The following is a 25,052-nucleotide window of genomic DNA, read 5'->3' as shown; positions in this document are numbered from 1 at the left end:
TCGAGCAGTGGCCGTACGAGCTTCTCGGTTCGCGGGTGTGGGAACTCCGCAGCAACTTGTCCGGATACGACGCCAGCTACGTCGCGGTCGCCGAATTAGCAAATGCGCCGCTCATCACGCTTGACCGTCGCATAGGCAGGGCCCCAGGTCTGCGGTGTGAGGTGAAGGTTCCCTGACGACGTCATCCGACTAACAGTGTTGCGGCGTAGAGCGCTGCGGAGCGCTTACTTAACATAATGTATATTATCGGCTCGTTCACCCAGGCGGAAATCCCTGCCCAGACGTATGGATAATCTGAAATATCCATGTACGAGCAACGGCACCGAGATCCTGGTGGACATCGGTGCCGTTGGTTGTTGCGAGCGGTCTACAGGCCGGACGGCACGACCTTGCCGTTGACGGTGACCTCGACCTTGCCGGTCTTGGTGTTGAAGGTGACCTTGCCGTGTTCGAAGGTTGTCACCTTCAGATCGCCTTGGGTTTGCTCGTCGCTGGTGGCCGTGCCCAGCGGTCCGGCCGAACCGTTGGTGCCGGTGGTCTCCGGTGTGCCGTCGGCCGCGCGCGGAACGTTCCAGGCGTCGCGGATCTTGCCCCAGGTGATGAATGCGGGTGTGCCGGCGTCACCGTTCTTGGCGGTGATCGCGCCGCCTTCGAACTGCTGATATACGACGCCACTGTCGCGAGTTCCGGCATTGCGGTCGCCGTCGAGCGGCTTGCCGAGGTCCTTCTTCTCGGCATCGGTCGCCGACTTGTATCTGGTGGCGATCGGGCCGGTCAGCGTGACTTCACGGCCCTGCGCCCCCGTGATCGTCACCTCGGTTGCCGAGTCCTCCCCTGCCGTCTTCGACGCGGACGCGTCTTCGGTGGCGCTCGCGTTGGCGGACGCATCGTCGCTGGCTGCCGATTCACTCGTGGCTGATTCACCCGACGGTGCCGATGATGTGACATCGGTTGCTGTCGTTGATGTTTCGGACACAACGACAGACGTCGACGCGCTGGGCGATGCGCTGTCGCCGTCGTCATCGCCGCAGGCGGCCGCGACGAGCGCGACGGCGGCGAGGCCGGCGGCGACAGCCATACGGCGGTGTGCGAGCTTGGTCATAGGGTTCCTCTCGGTTCCGGTTCGTCCGAGCGGCTACCGAACCACCCGACCGGTCTGACTCTAGCGGCACGAACCCTCCGGTAGGTTCCCGTTCGCCGGAGCGGCACGCGGCCTGTCACCGGGTGCGTCCAGGTGCATGCCCCACGGGTCGGAGAGGCGTGTGCAACCGAGGCCACCGGTAGTGTGTGGTATGCGCCACATCGTGTGAGGAGCATCGGAATGGGACGGACGACGTCGTGTGACCAGGTGGCTCTGTCGACTTCAGGTTCAGCGGCGGTCTCCGAGTAGTGACGGGACCGGATCCGGGCGACCATCGTCAGGCGCTGCTCGCCGAACAAGCGCGGACGCTCATGCTGATCGAGTCGTTGACGGCGAGGCTGTCCGAGGTGATTGAGGCGGCGTCGGATGAGGCTTCGGATGACGAACACGATCCGGAGGGCACGACGCTGGCCGTCGAACGCGGTCAGTTGGTCGCTCAGCTCGCCCGGTCCCGGATTCGCGTCGAGGAGATCGATGCAGCGTTGGAGCGTGTTGGTCGAGGTTCCTACGGGGTGTGCGAAACGTGCGGGTCCCCCATCGACCCCGAACGGTTGGAGGTGCTGCCCGCTGCTCGCCAATGCGTCTCATGCGCGATACGCGGCCGATCGACTCGGTGGTGATGTGTGTGGGTACGGCTGTTCCTAGCCGAAGTGACGGTCGGCGATGAACGCCGTCGCCGAATCGGCCGCGTGTGCGGCGGCGTCGTGCAGATCGGCTCCCGACGCGATCCGTGCCGCCAGGACACCCGCGAAATAGTCACCGGCGCCGGTGGTTTCGACGCCTTCGGGCACCGGTGTCACCGCGATCGACGACGTCCGGTCACCGGTGGCGACGATGACGCCGCGGGCGCCCATCGTGATCACCGCCGAAGTGCTCAGCCGCAACAGTGCCGTTGCGAAGTCGGAGTCGGTGTCGGCGTACGCCTGGGCCTCGTGCTCATTGACCACCAGCGGATCGGCGAGCGACAGAACCCGTGCAGGCAGCGGGGCGACGGGACTCGGGTTCAGAACGAACCGTCTGCCCCGGGCTGCGGACCAGTCGGCCACCGATTCGGCGACGGCCCTGGAGCTTTCGAGCTGGGTCAGCACCACGGCAGGGTCGAGAGCTTCCAGCGCGGTGACCACCGATGTGCATGACAGCAACGCGTTCGCGCCCGGTACAAACACGATTCGGTTGTCACCGGAGGCATCCACCTCAACGAGCGTGCGTCCGCTCGTATCGCCGTCGATACCGACATACGTGACGTCGACGCCGAACGACTTGGCGTTAGCCAGCATCGACGCGCCGGCGATGTCGCGGCCGACCGTGCCGATGAGTGCCACCGATGTCCCGTCACCGACCGATGCCGCCGCGATCGCCTGGTTGGCGCCCTTGCCGCCGCACCGTTCCCGCACCACCGACCCAAGGACCATCTCCTCCGCCCCCGGCTGGCCATCGACCGTCACGACCACATCCAACACATCCATGTTGAGGGTGCCGACAACGGCAACTCGCGTGGGCCTCACCTCGCGGACGCTACCACCGGAAACCCACTGCTGAACTCCGACCACCAAACCTTGCTTGATAGCTGAGGTCGGCCGTCACAAAGAGCGAGCTGGATCGCCGTGGCGTCGGTGCTAGGCTCTTGGCGTGCCCCGCGCCCACTCTGATCAGTGCGAATCATGCGTCGGCCGTGCCGTCGAACGCTTTGCGGTCGCTGCTGCGTCAGCCCTCGGCTGTGCAGTGCGCCCGCGAACCGGGGCGATATGAGCGATGCGCGTCGACGTCCCGGCCGCCTCGACGACACGGACAAGCGCCGCCCTTCGGGCTTGCAGCGCGCACTCCGATGGATCGCGTGGTTGGTCTTCCTCGGCATCGCGATATGGAAGTCGGACACCGTATCCTTCGGCGGACTGGAGTTACTCGCCCTCGCGGTGGCTGTTGCGATCACCGTCTGGTGTCTGGCCAAGCCGATGGGTCCCCAAAAGATCGACCTGACCGTGCCTGCCGACGTGCGTGGCGAGTTCGCTTCGCGCACCAATTGGGCGTGGTTGCTGGTGGGCACGCTCCTCACCGTCGGCGGCTTGGGTGCTACCGGCGCCATCGTCTATGACCTGTCGTCGGGCCGCGCCGATGTCGGTGACGTTCTCACCGACATCGGGGTCTTCATCGAAGGCTGGGCGGTCGAGATCTTCACCAAGGGGTTCTACGACGCGGAACTGGAACGGACCCGCGGCTACGCCCTCGCCGTCCTGCTCATCCCCGGTCTACTGCTGCTCTGGTACAACCTCATCCCACTGCTGAACCGGGGGCATCGATTTTTTGTCGACGACGCCGGCGAGGTGCGCATCAAGGCTGGCGACGGCTGGCAGGCGCTCCAGCCACAGAAGTTCGCCGCGGTCGTCGCCGATGGCACCACCATCACATTCGACGGCGCGCACGACGAACCGAAAGTCGTTCTCCCACAACAACGCGTCTACCTGGTCGAGAACAGCGCACGGCTGTCCGGCAAGCTCAGCGCCGCCTTCTTCACCGACTATCTCCGAGCGCGTGGATTCAGCGTCGACGAACTCAGCGCGGCAGGGTTCGACGCATACCGGCTCGAGGACACGGACTGACGGCAGACAGGCGCAAACATTGCTGATGGTTCCGGAATCCGGAGCTACCAGCAATATTTGGCGGTGACGCGGTATCTATCCGGTCGGCAACGTTGATTATTTACTTCATCGAGCCGGTCGCCAGGTAGCGCTGGTGGAAGGCGAACGTCTCGCCGAGCAGGTGCGGTGTTTGGCCGCTGCCGGTGGCCGCTTGGGCTCGCAGGAAGTAGTCGTCGAGTGCCGGACGGTAGTCCGGGTGGGCGCATTTGTCGATGATGACGCGGGCGCGCTTGCGCGGCGACAGACTGCGCAGGTCGGCGAGCCCGTATTCGGTGACGATCACCTGGACGTCGTGTTCGGTGTGGTCGACGTGCGGCACCATCGGCACAATTGCGGAGATCGCCCCGCCGCGGGCGGTGGATGGGCTCAGGAACATCGACACGAATCCGTTGCGCGCGAAGTCGCCGGAGCCGCCGATGCCGTTCATGATCTTGGTGCCCATCACGTGGGTCGAGTTGACGTTGCCGTAGATGTCGGCTTCGAGCATGCCGTTCATGGCGATGATGCCGAGACGGCGGACGACCTCGGGGTGGTTGCTGATCTCCTGTGGCCGCAGGATGATCCGGTCGTGATAGAAGTCGATGTTGGCTTCGAGATCGCGGAATCCGGCGTCGGTCAACGCGAGCGCCGTTGTCGAGGCGTGAGTGACGATGCCCTCTTTGATCAGGTGCAGCATGCCGTCCTGAATGACCTCGGTGTAGCAGCTCAGGCCGCGGTATCCGCCGTGGTCGAGGCCGCTGAGGACCGCGTTCGCCACGTTGCCGATACCGGCCTGCAACGGCAGGAGGGAATCGGCCGGAAGCCGTCCTGCGCGCACCTCATGTGCGAAGAAGTCCAGGACATGATCTGCGATGGCCTGGCTGACGGCGTCCGGCGCGGCCACAGGGCTGCCCGCGTCGGGGGTTTGGGTGCGGATGACGGCGACAACCTTGTCCGGGTCGACGCGGAAGGTCGGCTGACCGATGCGGTCATCAGCTTTGGCGATCTCGATCGGCTTGCGGTCAGGTGGCAGCGCGGTGCCGTAGTAGATGTCGTGCATGCCCTCCAGGTGCGACGGGATGGCCGAGTTGACCTCAAGAATGACCTTCTCGGCAACGTCGAGCCACGTCTTGTTGTTGCCTACGGACGCGGCCGGGATCAACTCCCCAGACTCGGTGATTCCGGAGACCTCGACGATCGCGATGTCGACTTTGCCGTAGTACCCGAGCCACACCTGCTGCGCCACGTGCGACAGGTGGATGTCGACGTAGTCCATGGTGCCGGAGTTGATGCGCCCGCGGGCGGTCGGTTCGGACTGGTACGGCATGCGCAGCGCGATACCGTCGACCTCGGACAGCAACCGCTCGGTGTCGGAGGAAACTGACGCGCCGGTGAGCAGGTTGATCGTGAAGTCCGTGCCGGTCGACCGGATCTGGCCGATCCGTCCGGCGAGCGCCACGATCGAGTCCTTGGGTGTGCCGGCGCTGGCGAAACCACTGATCGCCACGGTGTCACCGGGATGGATGAACTTGACCGCATCGTCAGCGGAGACCACCCGCTGCCGGAACGTGGCACTCCGAATGCGGTCGGTGGATTCGGTCTGGGCTGTAGACGTGATCACTCTCATGAAAATACGCCGTTGGCGGGTCGCCGCAATTCGGTTACGCAGATAACTTTCCCCACGATCGTGTGACCTGGGTCGAGTGGGCGTCGATGGGGTGCGCAGCCCAGCAGGACTACCGGGTGTCGTGAGCCGGTGACGGCCCGGAGTCAGCCGAATACTGCGACGGTCTGGGTGCCGATGAGGACAGGTGCGCGGTCGGCGTCCCACATGGTCATCTGCTGGGCCGAGTAGCCACTGTGGGCGACGGCGCTGACCGAGCGCAGCAGGAACCAGCCGTTCGGGTCGACGGGCTTGTCGGCGCAGATGTTGATCGTCCACGACATGGTGCTGATGGGTGCCCAGTCGGTGAACGCGGTCGTCGCCGCCGGCGGCAGTGCGTCACCCAGCGCCACCAGTGCGACATCCGGGTCGATGCCAGTGGCATCGAGATGTCTTACCCAGCACAGTAACTCGGGCAATTCGGCGCCGCTGATCGGTGCTGCCCCACCTGCGACGCGGACCTCGAAGTTGCGGAAGAACGCCGGCGTGAGAGCGCCCGAATTCGGGAACTCGGGGCAATCGTGCGGTCCGGGTACCTCGGGTGCGGTGAGCACCGAATGTACGACGGCCGACTCGCGGACCCCGGAGAAGATCAATGACGCGGTGGACGCGACCTGTCCTGCGCTGATGCCTTCGACGGCGAAGCCGGTCGCCGACCGGCCGCGCCGCAGGCTGCGTGGGTGAATGGACAGGGTGCCAGATGCCGGTGCGGTGAAGGCGAATTGGGCGGAACGAAGCGGTGGCAACGACTCTTCGGCCGACGCCTGGGTTGCGGCCACCGCCAGCGCGGCGGTCAGTCCGCCGTAAGCGGTGCGGCCCTGGGTCCAGGCGTCGGGGATGGTGAATTCCTCACCCGGGGCGAAGCTCCCCACCGTGTCACTCAGTGTGCCCATGTCGCTACCTCCATCACGTTATAACAGTTGTTATACTTCATCGAACGCTACGCTATGACAGTCGTTATGAGCAAGATGGAAGGGGTTGGACGTGGCCACACGCACACCACGCGAGCAACTGATCAGCGGTGCCGCCGACCTGTTCGCGCGCCGCGGGCTCCGCGCCACCAGCGTGCGTGAGGTGGCCAAGTACTCCGGCGCACCGCTGGGTTCGACGTACCACTACTTTCCCGGCGGCAAGTCCGAGCTCGCGGTCGCGGCCGTCGAGCACGCCAACACGTTCATCTGCCGGGCGTTGCGCCGCGAACTGACCGCCGGGGGTCCCGTCGACGGGATGCGGGAGTTCCTGGTGATGTGGCGAAAGATCATTGTCGACAGCGATTATCGCGCGGGATGCCCGGTGCTGGCGGTCGCGGTCGAGGAACCCGACGACGACGATGCTCCCCTGCTCGCCGCGGCCGCCGCGTTCGGCGATTGGACCGCAATCCTGGCAGACTCGTTGCGAGAGCACGGCGCGGACGAGGTCATCGCGCGGCAGACGGCGACGCTTGTAGTCGCGTCGATCGAGGGAACGGTGGCGATCTGCCGGGCCGAGCGCAGCACGACGGCGCTCGATGACATCGACGCGATACTCACCCCACTGTTGCGCCGGACGATTGGTATGTCTGACTGATCACGCACTTCTGACTCGGATGCGGCGGCCGGAACCGGACAGACGAGCCCGGCCGGGGTGTCCAGTCGCAGGGTGGTGATCGGTTCGGTGACGGGCACCATGCCTGTCTCCACCAGGACGGTCGCGGTGCCGCCGCCGGCGATGACTCGGGTCGCATGCCCTCGGTGTGTGAGTCGACGGCGTGGTGGACGTGCGATGTCCTCATCGGAGTGTGTCCGGGTCGTGCACGCCGTTCACGCGGCGCGGCGCAGGTACCGACTGGTCGTCGCGCAGTTCGCCCGGTAACAGTTGCTGCGGGAATCCCTGCCATGCCACTGCCCGCACGAAACGGCTCAATGCGGCGGTTCCGACCGAGGTGGTGCCGGGTGTGGTGCTGGCCGGGTACGGGCCGCCGTGCTGCTGGGCGTAGGTCGCCGACACCCCGGTCGGCCACTGGTTCCACAGGATGCGACCGGCTTTGCGGGTGAGGATGGTGGTCAGCGGTCCGACGATGGCGTCGTCGGGTTCGGCGACGAGGGTTGCGGTGAGCTGACCGTGCAGCCTGCGGGCGATCCGGAGCAGGTCGCTGGTATCGGCATAGGTCACCACAAGCGCTGTGGGACCGAAACATTCGACGACGAGATCGTCGAAGCCGGTGATCAGCGTGGCACTGTCGGTGGCTAGCAACGTAGGTGCCGGTGGGTCCGTCTCCGGTCCGCCTCCGGTGAGCAACCGCACCCCCGGGTGGCCGGTGAGCCCGTCGCGCACCTTGCTGTGTCCCCGGGCTATTCCCGCGTTGAGCAGTGCATGTCCGGGCGGCAGCGCGGCATCGCGCAGCAAGTCCGGGATCGCCGAATCGGCGGGTACCAGAAGGATTCCGGGTTTGGTGCAGAACTGCCCCTGCCCGAGCGTGAACGACCCGAGGAAGCCGTCGACGATCTCCTGTGCCCGGGCGGAGGCCGCGGACTCGGTGACGAACACCGGATTGACGCTGCCGAGTTCACCGTAGAACGGGATCGGTTCGGGACGTGCCTGTGCGATGTCGAAAAGTGCTCGGCCGCCGGGTATTCCGCCGGTGAATGCGGCGGCCTTGAGGTCGGGGTGGGCGAGCACGGCGCGGCCGTCGGCTTCGGAGTGGATTGTCGAGAACAGGCCCGCCGGTGCGCCGGCGGTGTCGAGTGCGTCGTTCACGACGGTGGCGGTGGCGTCCGACAGTGCGGGGTGGCCGTGGTGGGCCTTGTAGATCACCGGGCAGCCGGCCGCGAGTGCCGAGGCGGTGTCGCCGCCGGCGGTGCTGAACGCGAATGGGAAGTTGGACGCACCGAAGACGAGGACCGGGCCCACGGGGACCGACGTGCGGCGCAGATCCGGCCGCGGAGCGCCCATCGGCCACTGTGGGTCGGCGTGATCGATACGAACGTCAAGGTGCTCGCCCGCCGCGGCGGCGTCGGCGAGAAGCCGGATCTGGAATGTGGTGCGGGTCAGTTCACCGGTCAGCCGTGGCCGTGGCAGATGTGATTCGTCCTGCGCGATCGGGATCAGGTGGTCGGCGGCCGCGTCGAGCGCATCGGCGACCGCGTGCAGGATCTGCCGACGCTCGCCTGATTCTGTTGCCGCCCAACGTTCTCCGGCGATGGTGGTGGCGGCGACCAGGTCGTCGATGGATCGCTCCGGTGCGGTCATGTCTGCTCCTCGTCTTGATCGGTGGTCGGGTCCTGTGCTCAGTTGTACCCGGCCGCAACGGCGTTGTGGGTGGCCTTGGTGACCTGTGCCGCGATCTTCGGTGACAGCGGCGAACGCTGCGGGCGGCAGCGACCGCCCTTGCAGCCGACTATGTCCATCGACAGTCTGATGGCCTGCACGAATTCGGTCGTGGAGTCCTGGCGCAGCAGCGGGTGTAAATCCCTGTACAGGGAGTGCGGCGGCCGTGTCCGCGGTTTGTCGTAGCGGGTGGCTACCCTCATGCGTCATGACCGAACCCTCTGCGCCAAGGCCGGGCTGTGAACCATGTCCGAACCGTGTGACATGACCGAACCGCGCCGGGTGCCCTCGACCGAACGCCGGGACACCGACCGGCCCGAGTGGTTCGAGGAGTTCATGCAGTCGCGGACACGGATGGGCCGCTCCCCGCACACTCTGCGTGCGCTCCGGCAGGACTTCGATTCCATCGCGACCGCGATCCTCGGCGGTTCCGAGGACCTGTCGGTACTCGAAATCCGGCAGGTGACCAAGCGTTCCATTCAGCGCGCGTTCAGCGACTATGCTGACACTCACCGCTCCAACAGCTACCTGCGGTGCTGGTCGACGTGGAATCAGTTGTGCGACTGGCTGATCGACAACGACTACCTGAATCGGATCAACCCGATGCGGACCGTCGAGCGGCGCAGGCCCGAACGTCACCACCCCAAGTCGTTGACCGCCGAGGAGATCGGGAAACTGATCGACGCCGCGTGGCAGGAGAACAATCCGCCCCGTAGCTGGCCCGAACTCGAGCACGCCGTCGTGGCAGTCGGAGTACTCACTGGGGTGCGTGAGGCCGAACTGATCAGCCTGAACATCAACAGCATCCGGCACACCGAGCAGGGGCCGGTGCTGCATGTGCGCGGTAAAGGGAGCAAGGACCGTTCCATCCCGTTCGAGCCCGAACTGCTCACGATCATCGAGACGTATCTGCATTCGCGGACGCAGGTGTTCAGGACCCGTTCGTCCGCCCGGCGTGACGCGATCGACCGGTTCCCTCCGGATGATCCGTTGTTCGTAGGTGCCGACGGCGAACGGATCACCGTCGGCACCCTGCAGGCGCGGATCGGACGGCTGTTCAAACGTGCGGCGGTCCCGACCAAACCCGGCGCGTTGCTGCATTCATTGCGGCACACCTACGCCACCGTGCTCGCAGATACCGGAATCAATCCGTATCAGCTGCGCACTCTCCTCGGACACGAATCCGCCGAGACCTCGCAACGCTACATCGCGGCGGCCGGGCAGGAGAATCGGGGCGCGGCCGCCCGCAATCCGCTATATGCCCAGCTGGACAGACCGGTGTGATTCAGTCCCCGAGTTGTGCGGCGACGGCTGACACCCCGGCGAGGACCTCGGCGAACGAGGTGCTGAGCGGGCTGAGTCCGAGCCGGATGCCGTCGGGGCGCCGGAAGTCGGGGATGACGCCCTGTGCCCATAGTGCGGCGGTGACGGCTTTGAAGTCGGGGTGGTCGATCGTGATGTGCCCGCCCCTGCGCTCCGGGTCGCGGGGCGATGACACGACCACGCCCCGGCCGTTGAGGACGGCGTCGACGGACTGAACGGCGAATTCGGTCAGTGCCACGGATTTCTCCCGTATGGCGGGCATCCCGGTTTCGGCGATCAAGTCGATCGAGTCCTGGATCGGCAGCATCCCGATGATCGCCGGGGTTCCACTGATGACGCGGCGGATTCCTTTGGCCGGAACGTATCCCTGTTCCATCTCGAACGGATTGTGCCGTCCCATCCAGCCCCAGATCGGCTGCCGGAACTCGTCGAGGTGACGGGCGGCGACATAGGCGAACGCAGGTGATCCGGGTCCGCCGTTGAGGTACTTGTAGGTGCATCCGGCGGCGAAGTCGACACCCCATCCGTCGAGGTCGACCTCCACCGATCCTGCCGAATGGCACAGGTCGAGCAACAGGAGTGCCCCGGCGTCGTGGATGACGTCGACGGCTGCGGGCACGTCGATCAGGTATCCGGAACGGTAGGCGACGTGACTGAGCACTACCAGCGCCGTGCGCTCGCTGACCACCGCGGCCAGATCGTCTGTGGTGACTCCGCCGGCGAGCTCGACGTCGATCCAGCGCAGCGTCAGTCCGCGGTCGGCGGCGATCGACTCGATCAGATAGCGGTCGGTGGGAAAGTTCTCCCGGTCCAGGACGATCTCGGTACAGCCGGGCCGCAGATTGAGCGCGCCGCAGGCGAGTTTGTACAGCAGGACCGTCGTCGAATCGCCGATCGTCGTCTGACCGGCGGCCGCTCCGAGAACGACCTCGCCCAGCCGGTCACCGATGGTCAACGGCAACTCGTACCAGCTCTCATCCCAGCCGCGGATCAGCCTGCCGGCCCATTCGTCGGTGACGAACGCCGCCAGTCGCTGCGCCGACGCCGCCAAAGGCCGGCCGAGCGAATTGCCGTCGAGGTAGGCGACGATCCCGGGATCGTCATGACGCAGAAAGCGGCAACGATAGTCGCGCAGTGGGTCTGCGGCGTCGAGGGCGGCAGCGGTGTCGGCGAGCCCGGCGAGCGTCGATGTCATGGGTCGAGCGTAGAGCTCTTGGCCGACGGCGACAGAATTTCAGATGGTCTCCTCCAACCGCCAGTCCTCGTAGGCGCGGGGGTCGCCGATCGGCTCGATGTGGATCGTCGGGAACAGGTCGTCGACGGCGGCTTCCAGATGTGACTCGACCCGCTCGGCCAGGTCGTGGGCCCGCTGCACCGACCAGTCGCCGGGCACAAGCATGTGCATCTGAACGAACCGGATGTGGCCCGACTCCCGGGTTCGCACATCGTGGAACATGACGTCGGGTGTGCTGAACTCGCCGAGAACGGTGTCGATCGCGGTGCGCTGTTCGTCGGGTAGCGCGGTGTCCATGAGGCCCGCCGCCGCTCGGCCGACCAGTCCCCCGCCGACGAACAGGATGTTGACGGCCACGGCGATCGCCACGATCGGGTCGAGAATGTTCCAGCCGGTGATCGCCACCAGCGCGATGGCGATCAGGATTCCAGCGGTGGTCCACACGTCGGTGGCCAGGTGTTTGCCGTCGGCCTCCAGTGTTACCGATCGGTGTCGGCGGCCGGCCCGGATCAGGGCCAGCGCGACGGCGCCGTTGATCATGCTCGCGATCACCGAGACCAGCAGGCCGATGCCTGCCGACTCGATGTCTTTGGGGTTGAGCAGGCGCTCGACGGCGCTGATGATGATGACGACGGCGGCGATCGCGATGCAGGTGCCTTCGATGATCGCCGAGAAGTACTCGCTCTTCTGGTGACCGAAGTTGTGGTTCGCGTCGGCGGGACGGGCAGCTACTTTGAGCGCCACGAATGCGACCACCGCGGCGACGAGATTGACCACCGACTCGGCCGCATCCGAGAGCAGACCCACCGAACCGGTGACGAGCCACGCCGTCGTCTTCAGTGCGATGGTGAGTGCCGCCGCGGCGATACTGAGCAAAGCCCAGCGGCTCAGATCCTGTGTCTTATGGGCCATTCATTCATCATCACCGGTGCCTGGCCGGCGTGGGTGGATACCAGGCGGTCAATCGGAGCGGGCGGCGATCAGTTCGGTCAATGATCGCGCGGCGGCACGCGAATCGTCGGTCAGCAGTCGACCGTCGCGAACCACCCACCGGCCTGCGACCATCACATCGCGTGGCCGCCGGCCGGGCGCGGCCCACAACAGGCCCTCGACAGGGTCGGCGACGCCGGCGTCGAAGACGTCGCCGCAATCCCAGATGCACAGGTCCGCGGCAGCACCCGGCCGTAGATGCCCGATGTCGCTGCGGCCCAGGCCTTGTGCCGACCCTTCGGTACACATGGTCAGCAGGGTCCGGCCGGTGACCGGGTCGCCGGTGAGTCCGGATACCTGCATCGCCAGCCGGGCGTCCGCGAGCAGGTGACCTGCGTCGTTGCTGCCGCCACCGCTCGTGCCCATCCCCACCGGCACACCTGACCGCAACAGGGCCGCGACCGGGGCGATACCCCAGCCCATCGGGATGTCGCAGCCGGGTGCGTGGGTGGCCGTCACCCTGCGGGCGGCGAGCAGTTCGATCTCGCCGGCGGTGACCTCGCACAAGTGCGCGATGGTGACATCCGGTTCGAGCCAGCCCCAGTCGTCGAGTAGCTCCAGGGGTCTTCGTCCGTACCGTTCGGCGGCGATGGCGACGTCGACCTGCTCGTTGGCCTGCGTCCTGCGCCGCAACCCGAGTGCGGTGGCGACCTCCCGCAGTGCGGTGAAAGTCTCGGGGCCGTCCGCATGGACACCGGACGGGCCGACTGCCAGCTGCAACCGGCCGTCGTCGCTGACGCCATCGACGGCGCCGGCCAGATAGGTGTCGTGGATCCCCGCGATCGACTGGGCAGCCGTGACCGGATCGTCGCGGGCAGTGCCCCGGACGAAGACCAGCCGTGCTCCCGAGCTCGCCGCCGAGTCGATGGTCGCTCCGGCCAGTTCGACGGGGTCGATACCGGCCGGCCAGGTGAGGTGGTGGTCGGCGACGGTGGTCACACCGCACAGTAGGGACTCGGCCAGTCCCACCCGGGCCGCGGCGGCGGCGAGTTCCGGATCGACCCGAAGACACCCGTACGCCGCCGACATCTGCCGCAGCCAGTCACTCATCACGGCGAACCGGGTACCCGGCAGGGTACGGAAGGCACTCTGCAGCAGGTGATGATGTGCGTTGATCAGGCCGGCGGTGACCACGCAGTCAGACGCGTCGACGACCTCGTCCGGCCGGCCCGGTGACTCGGCGCCGATACATCCGTCGGCGACGTAGAGCGGTGCATTGCTCACCGTCGTCGCGTCGACGACGACGGTGGCACCCTCGATCAGCACCGAGGTCACAGCTCCAGCACCAGTCGTCCACTGGTGCAACGGGATACGCAGATCATCATGGATTCGTTCTCGGCCCGTTCCTCCGGGGTCAGGACGGTGTCCCGGTGGTCGACCTCGCCGCTGACCACCCCCACTTCGCAGGTGCCGCAGATCCCGTCGCGGCACGACGAGACGGTGATCACGCCGGCGTCGTCGAGGACGTCGAGAATCGTCCGATCGGCCGGCACCACGGTGGTCAGCCCCGACATCGCGAGGTCGATCTGGAATGGTGTGTTGGTCAGGGTCTGGCCGTCGGCGGCGACGAATTTTTCCGAGAACACGTCGACAGCGGGCAGGTCGGCACAGGCGGTGGTCACGTCCTCGACCATCGCGGGTGGTCCGCACACGTAGACCGCGGTGCCGCGCGGCAGATCCGCGAGTGCCTCGGTGAAGTCGACCCGCCCGGCCGTCGACGTCTCCTGGATGGCGACGCGATCGGTGTACTGCTCCGATAGTTCGCCGCAGTAGGCCATCTCGTCTGCGGTCCGGCCCGAGTAGATTAGCCGCCACGGCCGGCCGACACGTTCGACGGCTTCGATCAGCGCCAGGATCGGGGTGATGCCGACGCCGCCGGCGATGAATACGTACTCCAGCGCCCGGGTGAGCGGAAAGTGATTGCGCGGTGCGCCGATGTCGGTCGTGTCGCCGACGTTGAGGCCGGAGTGGATCGATGCCGAACCGCCGCGGCTGTCGGGGCGGCGTTCCACCGCGACACGGTAGTTGCTCAGATCGTCGGCGGACGAGCACAGCGAGTATTGGCGGACGATTCCGCCGGGGGTGGCCAGGTCGATATGTGAGCCCGCGGTCCAGGCGGGCAGCGCGTCCCCACTCACCGGGGTCAGTGTGAACTCATCGATGTTCTCGGTGAGCGACCGTCGCGAATCAACTTGTACGGCAATCGTTCTGGTTGTTGTGGAGTCGGACATGGCGGGCACCTTTCGCGGGAGGAAAGGTCAGCCCCTTGTCGGTGCCCAGCCAGGGAACCTCGATTCCGCGGTGGCCTCGGGCGGGCTATCCGGCCTGAACCACGATCAATCGGGCCGGCCGGTCTCCGGACGCACGCCATCGATGCGGAATGCCGCCACGATAGTAGAGGCTGTCGCCGGCGTGCAATTCGACGGTGCGTTCACCGCCGAGATCGATCTGGATCGATCCGGAGATGACATGTACCCATTCGTCTTGTTCGTGGCGATAGAAGTTGTCGAATTCGGTGCGGCTGATCACCTGTTCCTGCGGGTAGAAGGCCGCGGCGCCCGCGACGAGCAGACGCGAGAAACCTTCGTGCTCATGCTCACTCGTCTGCGGGATCACCAGCCCCTCGTCGGCGCGGACGACCTGTACACCGTCGGGAACGTCGCCGACGTGTGTGGCAGGTGACGCCGGGGTTTGCGCGGCGAGCATCAGGTTGACCTGTGTGGTGCCCAGCGCTTTGGCTATGCGGTCCAGTGTTGCCATGCTCGGCCGGGCCAGTCCGCGTTCGAGTTGTGACAGGAACGGATGCGATATCCCCGCGTCCGCGGCGAGGGTCTTGAGAGTCCGCCCCTGTGCGAGCCGGGCGCGACGGATCTCGGCTCCGACGGCCTTGTGTGCCTGGTCGGTGGTGGATTGCGTCACGGTGCGAGGCCTCACTTCCAGTGTGAGGGCTTGCGCGTGGACCCCCCGGTGTTTGTTGCTGAGTCAACGACTACCACGGTGCAAGCCGAAACGAAGGGAACGCAATGCGAAGCACAGCGGTAACACGATGGAAATCGAGTGTCCCTATCGTTGCCGATGTTGACCTCATCAACATTTGGTCAGTGCCTCGTCGACCAGCCACGACGAACCTCCCGATGTCCGAACGTCTTCGACCGCCCGATCCATCATTGTCTTTCCCGACCATTCTGAGGAATCCATGCCGCTCGGTTCAGCTCCCCTGCGTGGGATCACCGCACGCCTCGGTGACGGGTCGCTCGTCGACCTCGACCTGACCCCTCCGGGTGATTCGGGTGTGCGCGTGGCCCGCATCGGTGCCGCTTCGCGAACTCCGGAAGACCAACGCGCGGAATCGGATTGGCTCACCTTGCCCGATCATGTGCTGTTCGGTGCGGCCGCCGAACCGCACGCCCATCTCGACAAGGCGCTGAGCTGGAACGAACTGCACCCACCCCTCGGTGACCTGCGTGCGGCGATCGCGACGTGGACCGAAGGTGCCGCCCATTTCACCGAGGAATCCTACGAACACCGCGCCCGTCGCGCAGCGCTGATGATGCTCGGCAACGGGTACACGGCGATCCGCACGCACGTCAACGCCGCGGCCCCCGATGACCCCACACGTGCGGTGCGCGCGATCAACCGGGTCCGCGACGAACTCGCCGGGCTGATCGCCATCCAGATCGTCTTCCTGCCCGCATCGACCGTCGCCGACGATGTCGTCCACGCCGCGCTCGACGCGGGGGCCGACCTGGTCGGGGGTGCACCACATCTGGCCGACGATCCGCTCACCGACCTGCACCGGCTGCTCGACATCGCCGAAGCCCGCGGTGTCGGGACTGACATGCACATCGACGAGTTCCTGCAGGGCGACCACCTGACGATCAACGCCTATGCCGACCGGGTGGCGTCGTGGCCGGCCGACCGGATCCGTACTGCGAGCCACTGCAGCCGCCTGTCGACATTGTCGCCGGCCGAGCTGGCCGACGTGACCGGAAGACTCGCGTCCGCCCATGTGGGGGTGGTCGCGTTGCCGATCACCAACCTGTACCTGCAAGGTCACGACGGCCCGGGCCGGGGTCAGCGCGCGATCGCGCCGATCGGTGCGCTGCGAGCCGGTGGTGTCGAGGTGTGTGCCGGTGCCGACAATCTGCGAGACCCGTTCAACCCGCTCGGCCGGGCTGACCCGCTGGAAACGGCCGCGCTCAGTGTAGTTGCCGCGCACCAGAGCCCGCACGACGCGATCGATCTGGTGACCGGCGATGTGCGGCGTGTGCTCGGTCTCGAGCCGGCCGGGCCGGTTGTCGGGGCCCGCGCGGACTTCCTCGCTGTCCGCGGCACCGATGTCGTCGACGTGATCGCCGCCGCACCCGCCGACCGGGTCGTGATCGTGGGCGGTGTCGTCGTCGCCCGTACCGAGACCCACCGCGATATCGCCTTCGGCAGCCATGCGCCTCCGTCCACCGACCTTGATCAACCCCGACCCCTGCCCGATGACGACCGCGACCTCACGGAGGCGTTATGACCACCCCCCAAATATCGGCCCCGGATTCCACAGCGGCCCCGGACACGCCGGCTCATGGCCGTCCGCTCGTCGGTTTCGAACACTGCGAACTGCGCTACCCGAACGGCACCCACGCCCTCAGCGACGTCAATCTGACTGTGCGCGAAGGAGAGTTCGTCTCCGTCGTCGGACCGTCGGGATGTGGCAAGTCGACGCTGCTGCGGCTGTCGGCCGGGCTGGAGAAGATCACCGGCGGCTACTTGCAGTGCGGCGCCCAGCGCATCGGCTACGTCTTCCAGGACGCCACCCTGTTGCCGTGGCGCAGCGTCCTGGACAACGTGGCACTGCTCGGCGAACTCGACGGTGTCAGCAAGGCCGAGCGACGCAAACGAGCCGAGGAGGCGATCGGAACGGTCGGCCTTACCGGGTTCGAGAACCATCTGCCGCACCAGCTTTCGGGTGGCATGCGGATGCGTGTGTCGCTGGCGCGGGCGCTGACGCTGGAACCCGAACTGTTCCTGTTCGATGAGCCGTTCGCTGCTCTCGATGAGATCACCCGCGAGCGTCTCGGTGTGGAGTTGACCGAACTGTTCGCCGCACGACCGTTCGCGGGGCTGTTCATCACGCACTCGGTGTCCGAGGCGGTGTTCCTGTCCAGCCGCGTCCTGGTGATGTCGGGGCGCCCCGGAACCATCGTCGAGGAGTTCGAGGTTCCGTTCCCCTTCCCCCGTCCGCCCGAACTGCGATTCGAGGCCGAATTCAGCGAACTCGCCGGCCGGGTGTCGGTGGCATTGCGAGAGGCACACTCATGACCACACACACTGATCAGGCTGCCGCGCCGAAAGATCCGGTTGAACCGGACCCCGGCGCTCCGTCGACCACCACCGATATCGCCGTTCTCGCGCAGAAGGTGAAACCGGCCGCCGGTGCCGTCAAGAAGATGGCCGGACCGTTCGCGGTATTCCTGCTGGTTCTGGGTGCCTGGTACCTGGTCAGTTACGGCGTTCTCGACCCCGACCGGCGCTTCCTGATGCCGCCGCCGCACGAGGTGATCACCGACGGTCTGCTCGGCGATCAGGCCGACGAGATGTGGCAGGGACTGGCGCGCACCGCTGGTGTCGCCCTGACCGGTCTGATCGTGGCGACGGTGATCGGTATGACGTGGGCGGTGGCGATGGCCCAGTCCAAACAGCTGGAGAACGCGCTGTTTCCGTATGCGGTGGTGCTGCAATGTATTCCGGTGCTGGCACTGGTTCCGCTGGTCGGCTTCTGGTTCGGTTTCGGGTTCGGCGCACGGGTGTTCGTGTGTGTGCTGATCGCGTTGTTCCCGATCGTGTCGAACACGCTGTTCGGCCTCAAGTCGGTCGATCCACGCCTGCAGGACCTGTTCGCTCTGCACAAACCGGGCCGCTGGACGACGCTGCGCAAGTTGTACTTTCCCGCGGCGATGCCCGCGATCTTCGCCGGGCTGAGAATCTCGGCAGGCCTGGCGGTGGTCGGTGCGATCGTCGGTGACTTCTTCTTCAAACAGGGCGAGCCCGGTATCGGTGTGCTGATCGACAACTATCGCTCCCGCCTGCAGGCGCCGGAACTGTTCGCCTCCATCGTGCTCGCCTCACTGCTGGGCATCGTCTTCTTCTGGTTCTTCGGCTGGTTGTCGAACCGCGTCGTCGGCCGCTGGTACCAGAAATAGCTCCACCCCGAACACTCCCCTCCCGGTTTCTCACACAGGACATCTGTTCCTGCCCAAACGATTTGAGGAAACATGGCCAAGCGCCCACTGCACCGAGTCTCCCGATATGTCGGGATGGCCGCCATCGCCGCCACAGTCGCTGCCGCCACCGTGGCCTGCGGCTCCGACGACTCCAGCGCCGGATCCGGCTACACCGGCACCGTCGGCAAGGTCGACCTGTCCAAGGTGTGCCCCGCCAAGATCGTCGTGCAGACCGACTGGGCACCCGAATCCGAGCACGGTCACCTGTATCAGTTGCTCGGGCCGGACGCCAAGATCGACGCCGGCGCCAAGAAGGTCGTCGGGCCGCTGTTCACCGGCGGTGAATACACCGGCGTCGACATCGAGATCCGGGCCGGCGGTCCTGCGATCGGCAACCAGTCAGTGGTGTCCACGATGTATCAGGACCCCTCGATCATGCTCGGTTACGTCGACACCGACCAGGCCGTCCAGACCTCCAAGCAGTTCCCGACGACCGCGGTGATGGCATCGGTCGACATCAGCCCGCAGATGATCATGTGGGATCCGGCCACCTATCCGCAGGTCACCAAGATCGCCGACCTCAAGGCCACCGGAGCCAGTGTCCTGTACTTCCAGGGCACCACCTGGATGGACTACGTCACCGGCGCCGGCATCCTCAGCCCGAGCCAGGTCGACGGCAGCTACGACGGCACCCCCGCCAACTTCGTCGCCGCCAAGGGCAAGAAGGCGCAGCAGGGTTATGCCAGCTCCGAACCGCAGCTGTACGAGGAAGAGATCGAAGGCTGGAAGAAGCCGGTCAAGTACCAGCTGGTCAACGACATCGGCTTCCCCACCTACAAGTCCTCGGTCGCCCTGCGCACACCGGACGTCGAGAAGTACTCCGACTGCCTCAAGCAGTTCGTGCCCGTCATGCAGAAGGGTGTGGTGGACTTCTTCGCCGACCCGGCCCCGGCCAACAAGGTCATCCTCGACGCCGTCAAGCAGTACGACACCGGCTGGGTGTACACCCAGCGCAACGCCGACTACGCCGTGGAGACCATGAAGAAGCTCAAGCTCGTCGGTAACAGCGCCATGGGTGCCGTCGGTGGCTTCGACGAGAAGCGGGTGCAGCGCATCATCGACATCACCACCCCGATCTTCGCCAAGCAGAACTCCCCTGCAGCCGACGGCCTGACTCCGGAGAAGATCGCCACCAACGAGTTCATCGACAAGTCCGTGGTGATGCCCTGATGACCGCACCGCTGTTCGGTGTGCACACCGACGCCGGCCGACCCGATTTCGGGCCGGACGACGTCGACGCGCTGGCCGACGATCTGCTCCCGATCGTCGGTCCGCGCGGGATCAGTTCCCTGCCGCGCGCGATCGACCGGGCCTCACGTGACGGTTCGGGCATGAGCCCGATCCTGTCGGCGGCGGACCTCGGGCGGCCGGACCTGGTCTGTTATCCACGGACCGTCGACGTGGTGGCCCCGATCGTGCGGGCCGCGGTCCGCCGCGGTGTGCCCGTCACGACCCGCGGCAAGGGCACCGGAAACTACGGTCAGGTGGTGCCCCGGTTTGGTGGGCTGGTGCTGGACATGACCTCGCTCACCGAGATCACGGCCGTCACCGACCGGGCGATCTCGGCGCAGGCCGGTGCCCGGATGATCAATCTGGAGCAGGCCGCCTGGAATCGCGGGTCACAGCTGTGGATGTATCCGTCGACGGTGCAGTCGACGCTCGGCGGGTTCCTCGCCGGTGGTTCGGCCGGTACCGGGACGATCGTGCACGGGCGCAACCACGAGGGTTTCGTGGAGTCGGTCGATGTCGTGTACGGCACCGATGACGCCGAGCTTATCCACCTCGAAGGCGACGACGCCCAGCCGATGGTGCACACCTATGGAGTGGCCGGCATCATCGTCTCGGCCACGGTACGGCTGGAACCATTGCAGGACTGGAAATGCCTGTACGCGAGCTTCACCGAGCAGCACGACGCGTTCACCACCGCACAGGTGCTGTCAAAGGTGGAACCGTTGCCGCGGATCCTGTCGGCCGACGGTCCGCTGATGGCGGCGGCCCTGCCCGACGATCCGGCGATCGTCAAGGGCCGGGCCAGTGTTCGTGGCATCTTCGACGCCCGTTGCGTCGAGCAGGTCACCGACATCATCACCACGGCAGGTGGTCGGGTGGAGGCGATCCGCGACGGGATCGCGCAATCGATCAAGATGTCCACCCTGTCGTACAACCACCCCACGTGGTGGCTACAAAAGGCGTACCCCGGCAAGTACTTTCATATGGAATGCATGGGTGACGCGCTGGTGGAGAAGCTCGACGAAGTGCAGGCGGTGTACGACGGCGGTGTGGTGCACCTGGAAGCCGGGCACGGGCAGATGTTCGGGATGGCCAACGGCATCTTCCACAGCCCGCAGCAGGTCATGGACGGCGTGCCCGCGCTCACCGAACTCGGTATCGCCGTGCATTCTCCGCACCAGTGGTACGTCGACCTCGACGCCGACCGCGTCAAAGCACTTGCCGCCCAGACGGATCCGAAAGGACTGCTGAACCCGGGGAGGTGGATGTGAGCTCGGCGACCCGCCGCTTCGCCGACCTCACCACCGCCGAGGTGGGCACCGCACTGAGCCGCGATTCGGTGCTGGTGCTGCCGACCGGTGCGGTCGAGCCGCACGGCCCGCACCTGCCGATGTCCACCGATCTGGTTGTGGCCGAGGAGTTGTCGGCAGCTGTGGTGGATGCGGGTGCGCGGGCCGGGCACGACGTGTGGCTGATGCCGGCGCTGGCGTACACGAAATCCGATGAGCACGCCGAGTTGCCGGGAACCATCTGGACCCGGGCGTCGACATTCTTCGAGACACTGGTCGACATCGGTGCCTCGATCGTGGGCACGCCCGCGCGGCGTCTGCTTGTGATCAACGCGCACGGCGGCAACTCCGCACTGGTCGAGGTGGCCGCCCGCGAACTGCGCCGCCGCTTCGGCCTGCAGACCTTCTTCGCGTGGGGACCGGCCACGCCCGGCCCCACCGAACGCGGCCTCGGTATCCATGCCGGCTGGGCCGAGACGTCGATCATGCTGCACCTGCGTCCCGACCTTGTCGACATGGACCACGCGCACGCCACGATCGCCGACACTGTCGCCGGATACGATCACGTCGGATTCACCAAGACGATCCGGTTCGGCTGGCTGTCCACCGATTTCAGCGAATCGGGTGTCGTCGGCGACCCCACCGGCGCGACCGCCACCATCGGCGAGGTCCTGTTCAACGATCGAGTGACCGAGCTCGTCGCCGCACTCGGTGAAGTCGCCACCTTCGATCCGGGCAGAGTGCGCGCATGATCACTGCCGGAACCGGTTTCGGCGTCGACTGCGCCCCCGAGGACGTCCTGACTGTCGACCCGGTGACATTGGCGACGATGTGGACCCGCCGCCCCGAGGGCGCGTCACCGCTGCTGATGGCACTGGCCACCACCGGCACCGACGGCTATCCACGCGTCCGGCATGTCCTGCTCACCGAAATCGACGACGGCGCCCTGTACTTCCACACCGACAGCCGCTCGGACAAGGTAGCCGAGCTGGCCGCATCACCGCGGGCGTGCCTATCGATCCCATGGCCGGCCGACGGACGTCAACTCGGCGTCGTCGGCGATGTGCAGACCGCCGACGACACTGAGCTGCGCCGTGCGTACGAGGCGCGTTCGCGATATCTGAAGTTACTCGCCTGGCTCAACGACGCCGAGCACGCAGCGCTGCCACCGGCCACCCGCCACGAACGGTGGGCCGCGTTCGACGCCGGCCATCCGAACCCGCAACCGCCGTCGACGTGGACGGGTTTCGCGGTTATCCCCCGGGAGTTCACATTCTGGCGAGGCGACCCCGACGGCCCATCACAACGAGTGCGGTTCCGTCGCAAGACACCGCGGGACGAATGGATGTCGCAGATCCTTCCCGGCTGAGTTCGCGTTGGCCCTCACACGCTCCGGTGAGTAGAGTTCCGCGAGGTTTCTGCGCACATGTGAAATGGAGCTGACGACTATGCCGGCCGCTGTGGTATCGCCCGCTGAACAACAATCGGTACTGGCGGCCTTGAGGTCGCCGCGGCGCCTGCGGACCGAGGTGCTCGCCGGTTTGGTGGTGGCGCTGGCGCTGATTCCCGAGGCGATCTCGTTCTCCATCATCGCCGGCGTCGACCCGCGGGTGGGGCTGTTCGCCTCGTTCACGATGGCGGTGACCATCGCGATCGTCGGGGGCCGGCCGGCGATGATCTCGGCGGCCACCGGTGCGGTGGCCCTTGTCGTGGCACCCGTGGTGAAGAATCACGGCCTGGACTACCTGATCGCGACGGTACCGTTGGCCGGGGCGTTCCAGATTCTGCTCAGTGCGCTCGGCGTGGCCAAACTGATGCGTTTCATCCCGCGCAGCGTGATGGTCGGATTCGTCAACTCCCTGGCGATCCTCATCTTCATCGCGCAACTTCCCCACCTCGTCGGCGTGCCGTGGCTGGTGTATCCGATGGTCGCCGCCGGTCTCGTGATCATCGTCGGCCTGCCCCGGCTCACCACCGTGGTGCCCGCGCCGCTGGTGGCGATCGTGCTGCTCACAGCGGTCACCCTCGTCGCCGGGTTATCGGTGCCCGATGTCGGTGACGAGGGCGAACTACCCGACAGCCTTCCCGCCCTCGTCGTCCCCGACGTTCCGTTCACCTGGCACACGCTGTCGGTGATCGCCCCGTACGCACTCGCCATGGCACTGGTCGGCTTGCTCGAATCGTTGTTGACGGCCAAGCTCGTCGACGACATCACCGACACCCACTCCAACAAGACCCGCGAAGGGTTCGGTCAGGGCGTCGCCAACGTGGTGACCGGACTGTTCGGCGGCATGGGCGGGTGCGCGATGATCGGGCAGACGATGATCAACGTCAAGGTGTCCGGTGCCCGTACCCGGATCTCCACCTTCCTTGCCGGGGTGTTCCTGCTGATCCTGGTGGTCGCACTCGGTGACGTGGTGGCGCTCATCCCGATGGCGGCGTTGGTGGCGGTGATGATCATGGTGTCCGTCGGCACCCTGGACTGGCACAGCATCGACCCACGCACCCTGCGGCGGATGCCCAAGAGCGAAACCACCGTGATGGTGGTGACGGTCGCGGCCACGGTCATCACCCACAATCTCGCGATCGGGGTGGTCCTGGGTGTACTCACCGCGATGGTGCTGTTCGTGCGCCGCGTCGCGCACCTCACCGAGGTGACCGAGGTGCCCTCCGATGACCCTGACATCCGCACGTATGCGGTGACCGGCGAACTGTTCTTCGCCTCCAGCAACGACCTGATCTACCAATTCGACTACACCGATGCGGTGTCCCATGTGGTCATCGACCTGAGTGCCGCACATATCTGGGACGCCTCGACCGTGGCCACCCTCGACGCGATCACCACCAAATTCCAGGCCAAAGGCACGACCGTGACGATCGAGGGCCTCAACGACAACAGCGCACAACGCCACCGCAGGCTCAGCGGTCACCTCGGTTGAGCGATCAGCTCGCCGCGATGCCCTGCCAGTGCGCGTACACTTCGGTGCAAGCGATGCATGCAGGAGGTGGTCATGACAATTCTGACAGTCAGAAACCTGGATCCCGAGATTCACCAGAAGCTTCGAGAACAGGCCGCGGCGCATGGTCGGTCGATGGAAGCCGAGGCCCGCGCGATACTCGAGGCCGGCGTGGGACCCCGGACGATCAACCTGGTCGAAGCGTTGCGCCGATTCGCCGACGACGCAGACCTGACCGAAGACGAGATCGACCTGATGTTCCCGGCACGGCGCACTGAGGTTCAACGACCGGTGACTTTCGACGACGCCGAATGATCATCCTCGACACCAACGTCGTCGCGGTGTTGATGGGAACGAGCAAGCACGATGTCGCAACGGCGTGGCTGAACCGGCAGGACCCGCATGCGCTATTCCTCACGGCAATCACTCGGGCCGAGGTGCGCTACGGGATTGCCCGGCTGCCTGCGGGGAGTCGCCGCGACAGGCTCTCCCGGATGGCCGACAATCTATTCACCAGCCAGGCCGATCGAACACTGATGTTCGACATCGCCGCTGCCGACTACTACGGCGACATCGTCGCCGGCCGTGAGCGTGACGGGCGCCCGATCGGTTCCGCCGATGCACAGATCGCGGCGATCGCCCGCGTCCACGACGCGATCGTCGCTACCCGCGACAGCAACGGCTTCCTCAGAACCGGCGTCACGACGGTCGACCCGTTCGAAAGCTGACGGTGCAGGCGAGATGCTGCACGGTACCCCGACCCGAAGTGTCACAGGGGCCAACGACCTTCCTGTGCGCGCTGTCGACCGATCGGGCTAAACGCCGCGAGGAAACTCTATTTGGGACCTATCGCCTGTGGTTCGCAGCGGACCCTGTCAGTATTCAGTGATGATCCCACCCGACCCAAAGCAACCGTCTCCCATCGGAAACCCACCCTGCATCAAACCTCCTCCTGAGCCGGGTGCTCGGGAGGCCATCGTGGTACGCCCGGCATGGGCATTCGCTTGGAGGTGGAAGTCCTCTGGAGGGGAA

At 66.1% G+C, this 25,052-nt stretch carries 26 protein-coding genes; 15 read left to right on the top strand and 11 right to left on the bottom strand.

Annotated features, from left to right (window positions below):
- Positions 1-35 precede the first annotated feature (35 nt).
- Entirely contained in the window at positions 36-176 is a 141-nt protein-coding gene (locus Q0627_RS22455) for a PIN domain-containing protein (RefSeq protein WP_367180756.1), read from the top strand.
- A gap of 191 nt (positions 177-367) precedes the next feature.
- Here Q0627_RS22455 and Q0627_RS04770 read toward each other — a convergent pair whose 3' ends face one another.
- Positions 368-1,102 (bottom strand): hypothetical protein, encoded by a 735-nt coding sequence (locus Q0627_RS04770; RefSeq protein WP_291014380.1) that lies wholly within the window; start codon positions 1,100-1,102, stop codon positions 368-370.
- Between the two features lie 350 nt (positions 1,103-1,452).
- Here Q0627_RS04770 and Q0627_RS04765 point away from each other — a divergent pair, with 350 nt between their 5' ends.
- The gene (locus tag Q0627_RS04765; RefSeq protein WP_291014450.1) at positions 1,453-1,761 is read left to right on the top strand and encodes a TraR/DksA C4-type zinc finger protein; all 309 of its coding nucleotides are present in this window, start codon (positions 1,453-1,455) and stop codon (positions 1,759-1,761) included.
- Positions 1,762-1,782: 21 nt separating this feature from the next.
- Here the strand turns inward: Q0627_RS04765 and Q0627_RS04760 are convergent, their stop codons facing one another.
- A complete protein-coding gene (locus Q0627_RS04760; RefSeq protein WP_291014383.1) occupies positions 1,783-2,646 on the bottom strand; it encodes a PfkB family carbohydrate kinase in 864 nt (287 codons plus the stop codon).
- 240 nt (positions 2,647-2,886) lie between these two features.
- On the opposite strand from Q0627_RS04760, the gene Q0627_RS04755 reads away from it, so the two are divergent.
- On the top strand, positions 2,887-3,738 hold the full coding sequence (locus Q0627_RS04755; RefSeq protein WP_291014386.1) for a hypothetical protein: 852 nt from the start codon (positions 2,887-2,889) through the stop codon (positions 3,736-3,738).
- Positions 3,739-3,838: 100 nt separating this feature from the next.
- Here Q0627_RS04755 and Q0627_RS04750 read toward each other — a convergent pair whose 3' ends face one another.
- Both Q0627_RS04750 and Q0627_RS04745 read right to left on the bottom strand, forming a co-directional pair.
- Entirely contained in the window at positions 3,839-5,383 is a 1,545-nt protein-coding gene (locus Q0627_RS04750) for an acetyl-CoA hydrolase/transferase family protein (RefSeq protein ID WP_298808027.1), read from the bottom strand.
- 143 nt (positions 5,384-5,526) lie between these two features.
- Entirely contained in the window at positions 5,527-6,312 is a 786-nt protein-coding gene (locus Q0627_RS04745; protein ID WP_291014392.1) for a thioesterase family protein, read from the bottom strand.
- Between the two features lie 91 nt (positions 6,313-6,403).
- Between Q0627_RS04745 and Q0627_RS04740 the strand changes: the two genes are divergently transcribed.
- On the top strand, positions 6,404-6,985 hold the full coding sequence (locus Q0627_RS04740; RefSeq protein ID WP_291014395.1) for a helix-turn-helix domain-containing protein: 582 nt from the start codon (positions 6,404-6,406) through the stop codon (positions 6,983-6,985).
- Positions 6,986-7,186: 201 nt separating this feature from the next.
- Here Q0627_RS04740 and Q0627_RS04735 read toward each other — a convergent pair whose 3' ends face one another.
- Positions 7,187-8,647: an aldehyde dehydrogenase (NADP(+)) gene (locus Q0627_RS04735; protein ID WP_291014398.1), complete on the bottom strand. Its 1,461-nt coding sequence runs from the start codon at positions 8,645-8,647 to the stop codon at positions 7,187-7,189.
- 38 nt (positions 8,648-8,685) lie between these two features.
- Positions 8,686-8,928, bottom strand: coding sequence for a hypothetical protein (locus tag Q0627_RS04730; RefSeq protein ID WP_291014401.1), 243 nt, complete (start codon positions 8,926-8,928; stop codon positions 8,686-8,688).
- A gap of 61 nt (positions 8,929-8,989) precedes the next feature.
- Here Q0627_RS04730 and Q0627_RS04725 point away from each other — a divergent pair, with 61 nt between their 5' ends.
- Positions 8,990-10,009: a tyrosine-type recombinase/integrase gene (locus tag Q0627_RS04725; protein ID WP_291014404.1), complete on the top strand. Its 1,020-nt coding sequence runs from the start codon at positions 8,990-8,992 to the stop codon at positions 10,007-10,009.
- Between the two features lies 1 nt (position 10,010).
- Here the strand turns inward: Q0627_RS04725 and Q0627_RS04720 are convergent, their stop codons facing one another.
- The 5 genes from Q0627_RS04720 to Q0627_RS04700 form a co-directional block, all read right to left on the bottom strand.
- Positions 10,011-11,243 (bottom strand): kynureninase, encoded by a 1,233-nt coding sequence (locus tag Q0627_RS04720; protein WP_291014407.1) that lies wholly within the window; start codon positions 11,241-11,243, stop codon positions 10,011-10,013.
- Between the two features lie 39 nt (positions 11,244-11,282).
- Complete coding sequence (locus Q0627_RS04715; RefSeq protein WP_291014411.1) at positions 11,283-12,194, bottom strand: cation diffusion facilitator family transporter; 912 nt, start codon at positions 12,192-12,194, stop codon at positions 11,283-11,285.
- A gap of 48 nt (positions 12,195-12,242) precedes the next feature.
- Positions 12,243-13,547 (bottom strand): amidohydrolase family protein, encoded by a 1,305-nt coding sequence (locus Q0627_RS04710; RefSeq protein WP_291014414.1) that lies wholly within the window; start codon positions 13,545-13,547, stop codon positions 12,243-12,245.
- Positions 13,544-14,503, bottom strand: a complete 960-nt coding sequence (locus Q0627_RS04705) for a PDR/VanB family oxidoreductase (RefSeq protein ID WP_291014417.1) — start codon at positions 14,501-14,503, stop codon at positions 13,544-13,546. The genes Q0627_RS04710 and Q0627_RS04705 overlap by 4 nt, the downstream gene beginning before the upstream one ends.
- 85 nt (positions 14,504-14,588) lie before the next feature.
- Positions 14,589-15,191 (bottom strand): XRE family transcriptional regulator, encoded by a 603-nt coding sequence (locus tag Q0627_RS04700; RefSeq protein WP_291014421.1) that lies wholly within the window; start codon positions 15,189-15,191, stop codon positions 14,589-14,591.
- 277 nt (positions 15,192-15,468) lie between these two features.
- Between Q0627_RS04700 and Q0627_RS04695 the strand changes: the two genes are divergently transcribed.
- From Q0627_RS04695 to Q0627_RS04650, 10 genes are all read left to right on the top strand, one after another.
- Positions 15,469-16,791: a cytosine deaminase gene (locus Q0627_RS04695; protein WP_291014423.1), complete on the top strand. Its 1,323-nt coding sequence runs from the start codon at positions 15,469-15,471 to the stop codon at positions 16,789-16,791.
- Complete coding sequence (locus tag Q0627_RS04690; protein WP_291014425.1) at positions 16,788-17,582, top strand: ABC transporter ATP-binding protein; 795 nt, start codon at positions 16,788-16,790, stop codon at positions 17,580-17,582. The genes Q0627_RS04695 and Q0627_RS04690 overlap by 4 nt, the downstream gene beginning before the upstream one ends.
- Before the next feature lie 128 nt (positions 17,583-17,710).
- Entirely contained in the window at positions 17,711-18,463 is a 753-nt protein-coding gene (locus Q0627_RS04685; RefSeq protein WP_291014453.1) for an ABC transporter permease, read from the top strand.
- 72 nt (positions 18,464-18,535) lie between these two features.
- Entirely contained in the window at positions 18,536-19,714 is a 1,179-nt protein-coding gene (locus Q0627_RS04680; RefSeq protein ID WP_291014427.1) for an ABC transporter substrate-binding protein, read from the top strand.
- The gene (locus tag Q0627_RS04675) at positions 19,714-21,045 is read left to right on the top strand and encodes an FAD-binding oxidoreductase (protein ID WP_291014430.1); all 1,332 of its coding nucleotides are present in this window, start codon (positions 19,714-19,716) and stop codon (positions 21,043-21,045) included. Before Q0627_RS04680 ends, Q0627_RS04675 begins: the two co-directional genes overlap by 1 nt.
- A complete protein-coding gene (locus Q0627_RS04670) occupies positions 21,042-21,815 on the top strand; it encodes a creatininase family protein (RefSeq protein ID WP_291014432.1) in 774 nt (257 codons plus the stop codon). The genes Q0627_RS04675 and Q0627_RS04670 overlap by 4 nt, the downstream gene beginning before the upstream one ends.
- The gene (locus Q0627_RS04665) at positions 21,812-22,432 is read left to right on the top strand and encodes a pyridoxal 5'-phosphate synthase (protein ID WP_291014434.1); all 621 of its coding nucleotides are present in this window, start codon (positions 21,812-21,814) and stop codon (positions 22,430-22,432) included. Before Q0627_RS04670 ends, Q0627_RS04665 begins: the two co-directional genes overlap by 4 nt.
- 79 nt (positions 22,433-22,511) lie before the next feature.
- Positions 22,512-24,002, top strand: coding sequence for a SulP family inorganic anion transporter (locus Q0627_RS04660; protein WP_291014436.1), 1,491 nt, complete (start codon positions 22,512-22,514; stop codon positions 24,000-24,002).
- 72 nt (positions 24,003-24,074) lie between these two features.
- Positions 24,075-24,335, top strand: coding sequence for a FitA-like ribbon-helix-helix domain-containing protein (locus Q0627_RS04655; protein WP_291014438.1), 261 nt, complete (start codon positions 24,075-24,077; stop codon positions 24,333-24,335).
- Entirely contained in the window at positions 24,332-24,748 is a 417-nt protein-coding gene (locus Q0627_RS04650; RefSeq protein ID WP_291014441.1) for a type II toxin-antitoxin system VapC family toxin, read from the top strand. The genes Q0627_RS04655 and Q0627_RS04650 overlap by 4 nt, the downstream gene beginning before the upstream one ends.
- Positions 24,749-25,052: the final 304 nt, after the last annotated feature.

This window comes from uncultured Gordonia sp. (assembly GCF_937858515.1).
Lineage (GTDB): Bacteria > Actinomycetota > Actinomycetes > Mycobacteriales > Mycobacteriaceae > Gordonia.
Note: the sequence above shows the minus strand (reverse complement) of the source record. Positions and strands in the feature narration are given on the sequence as shown.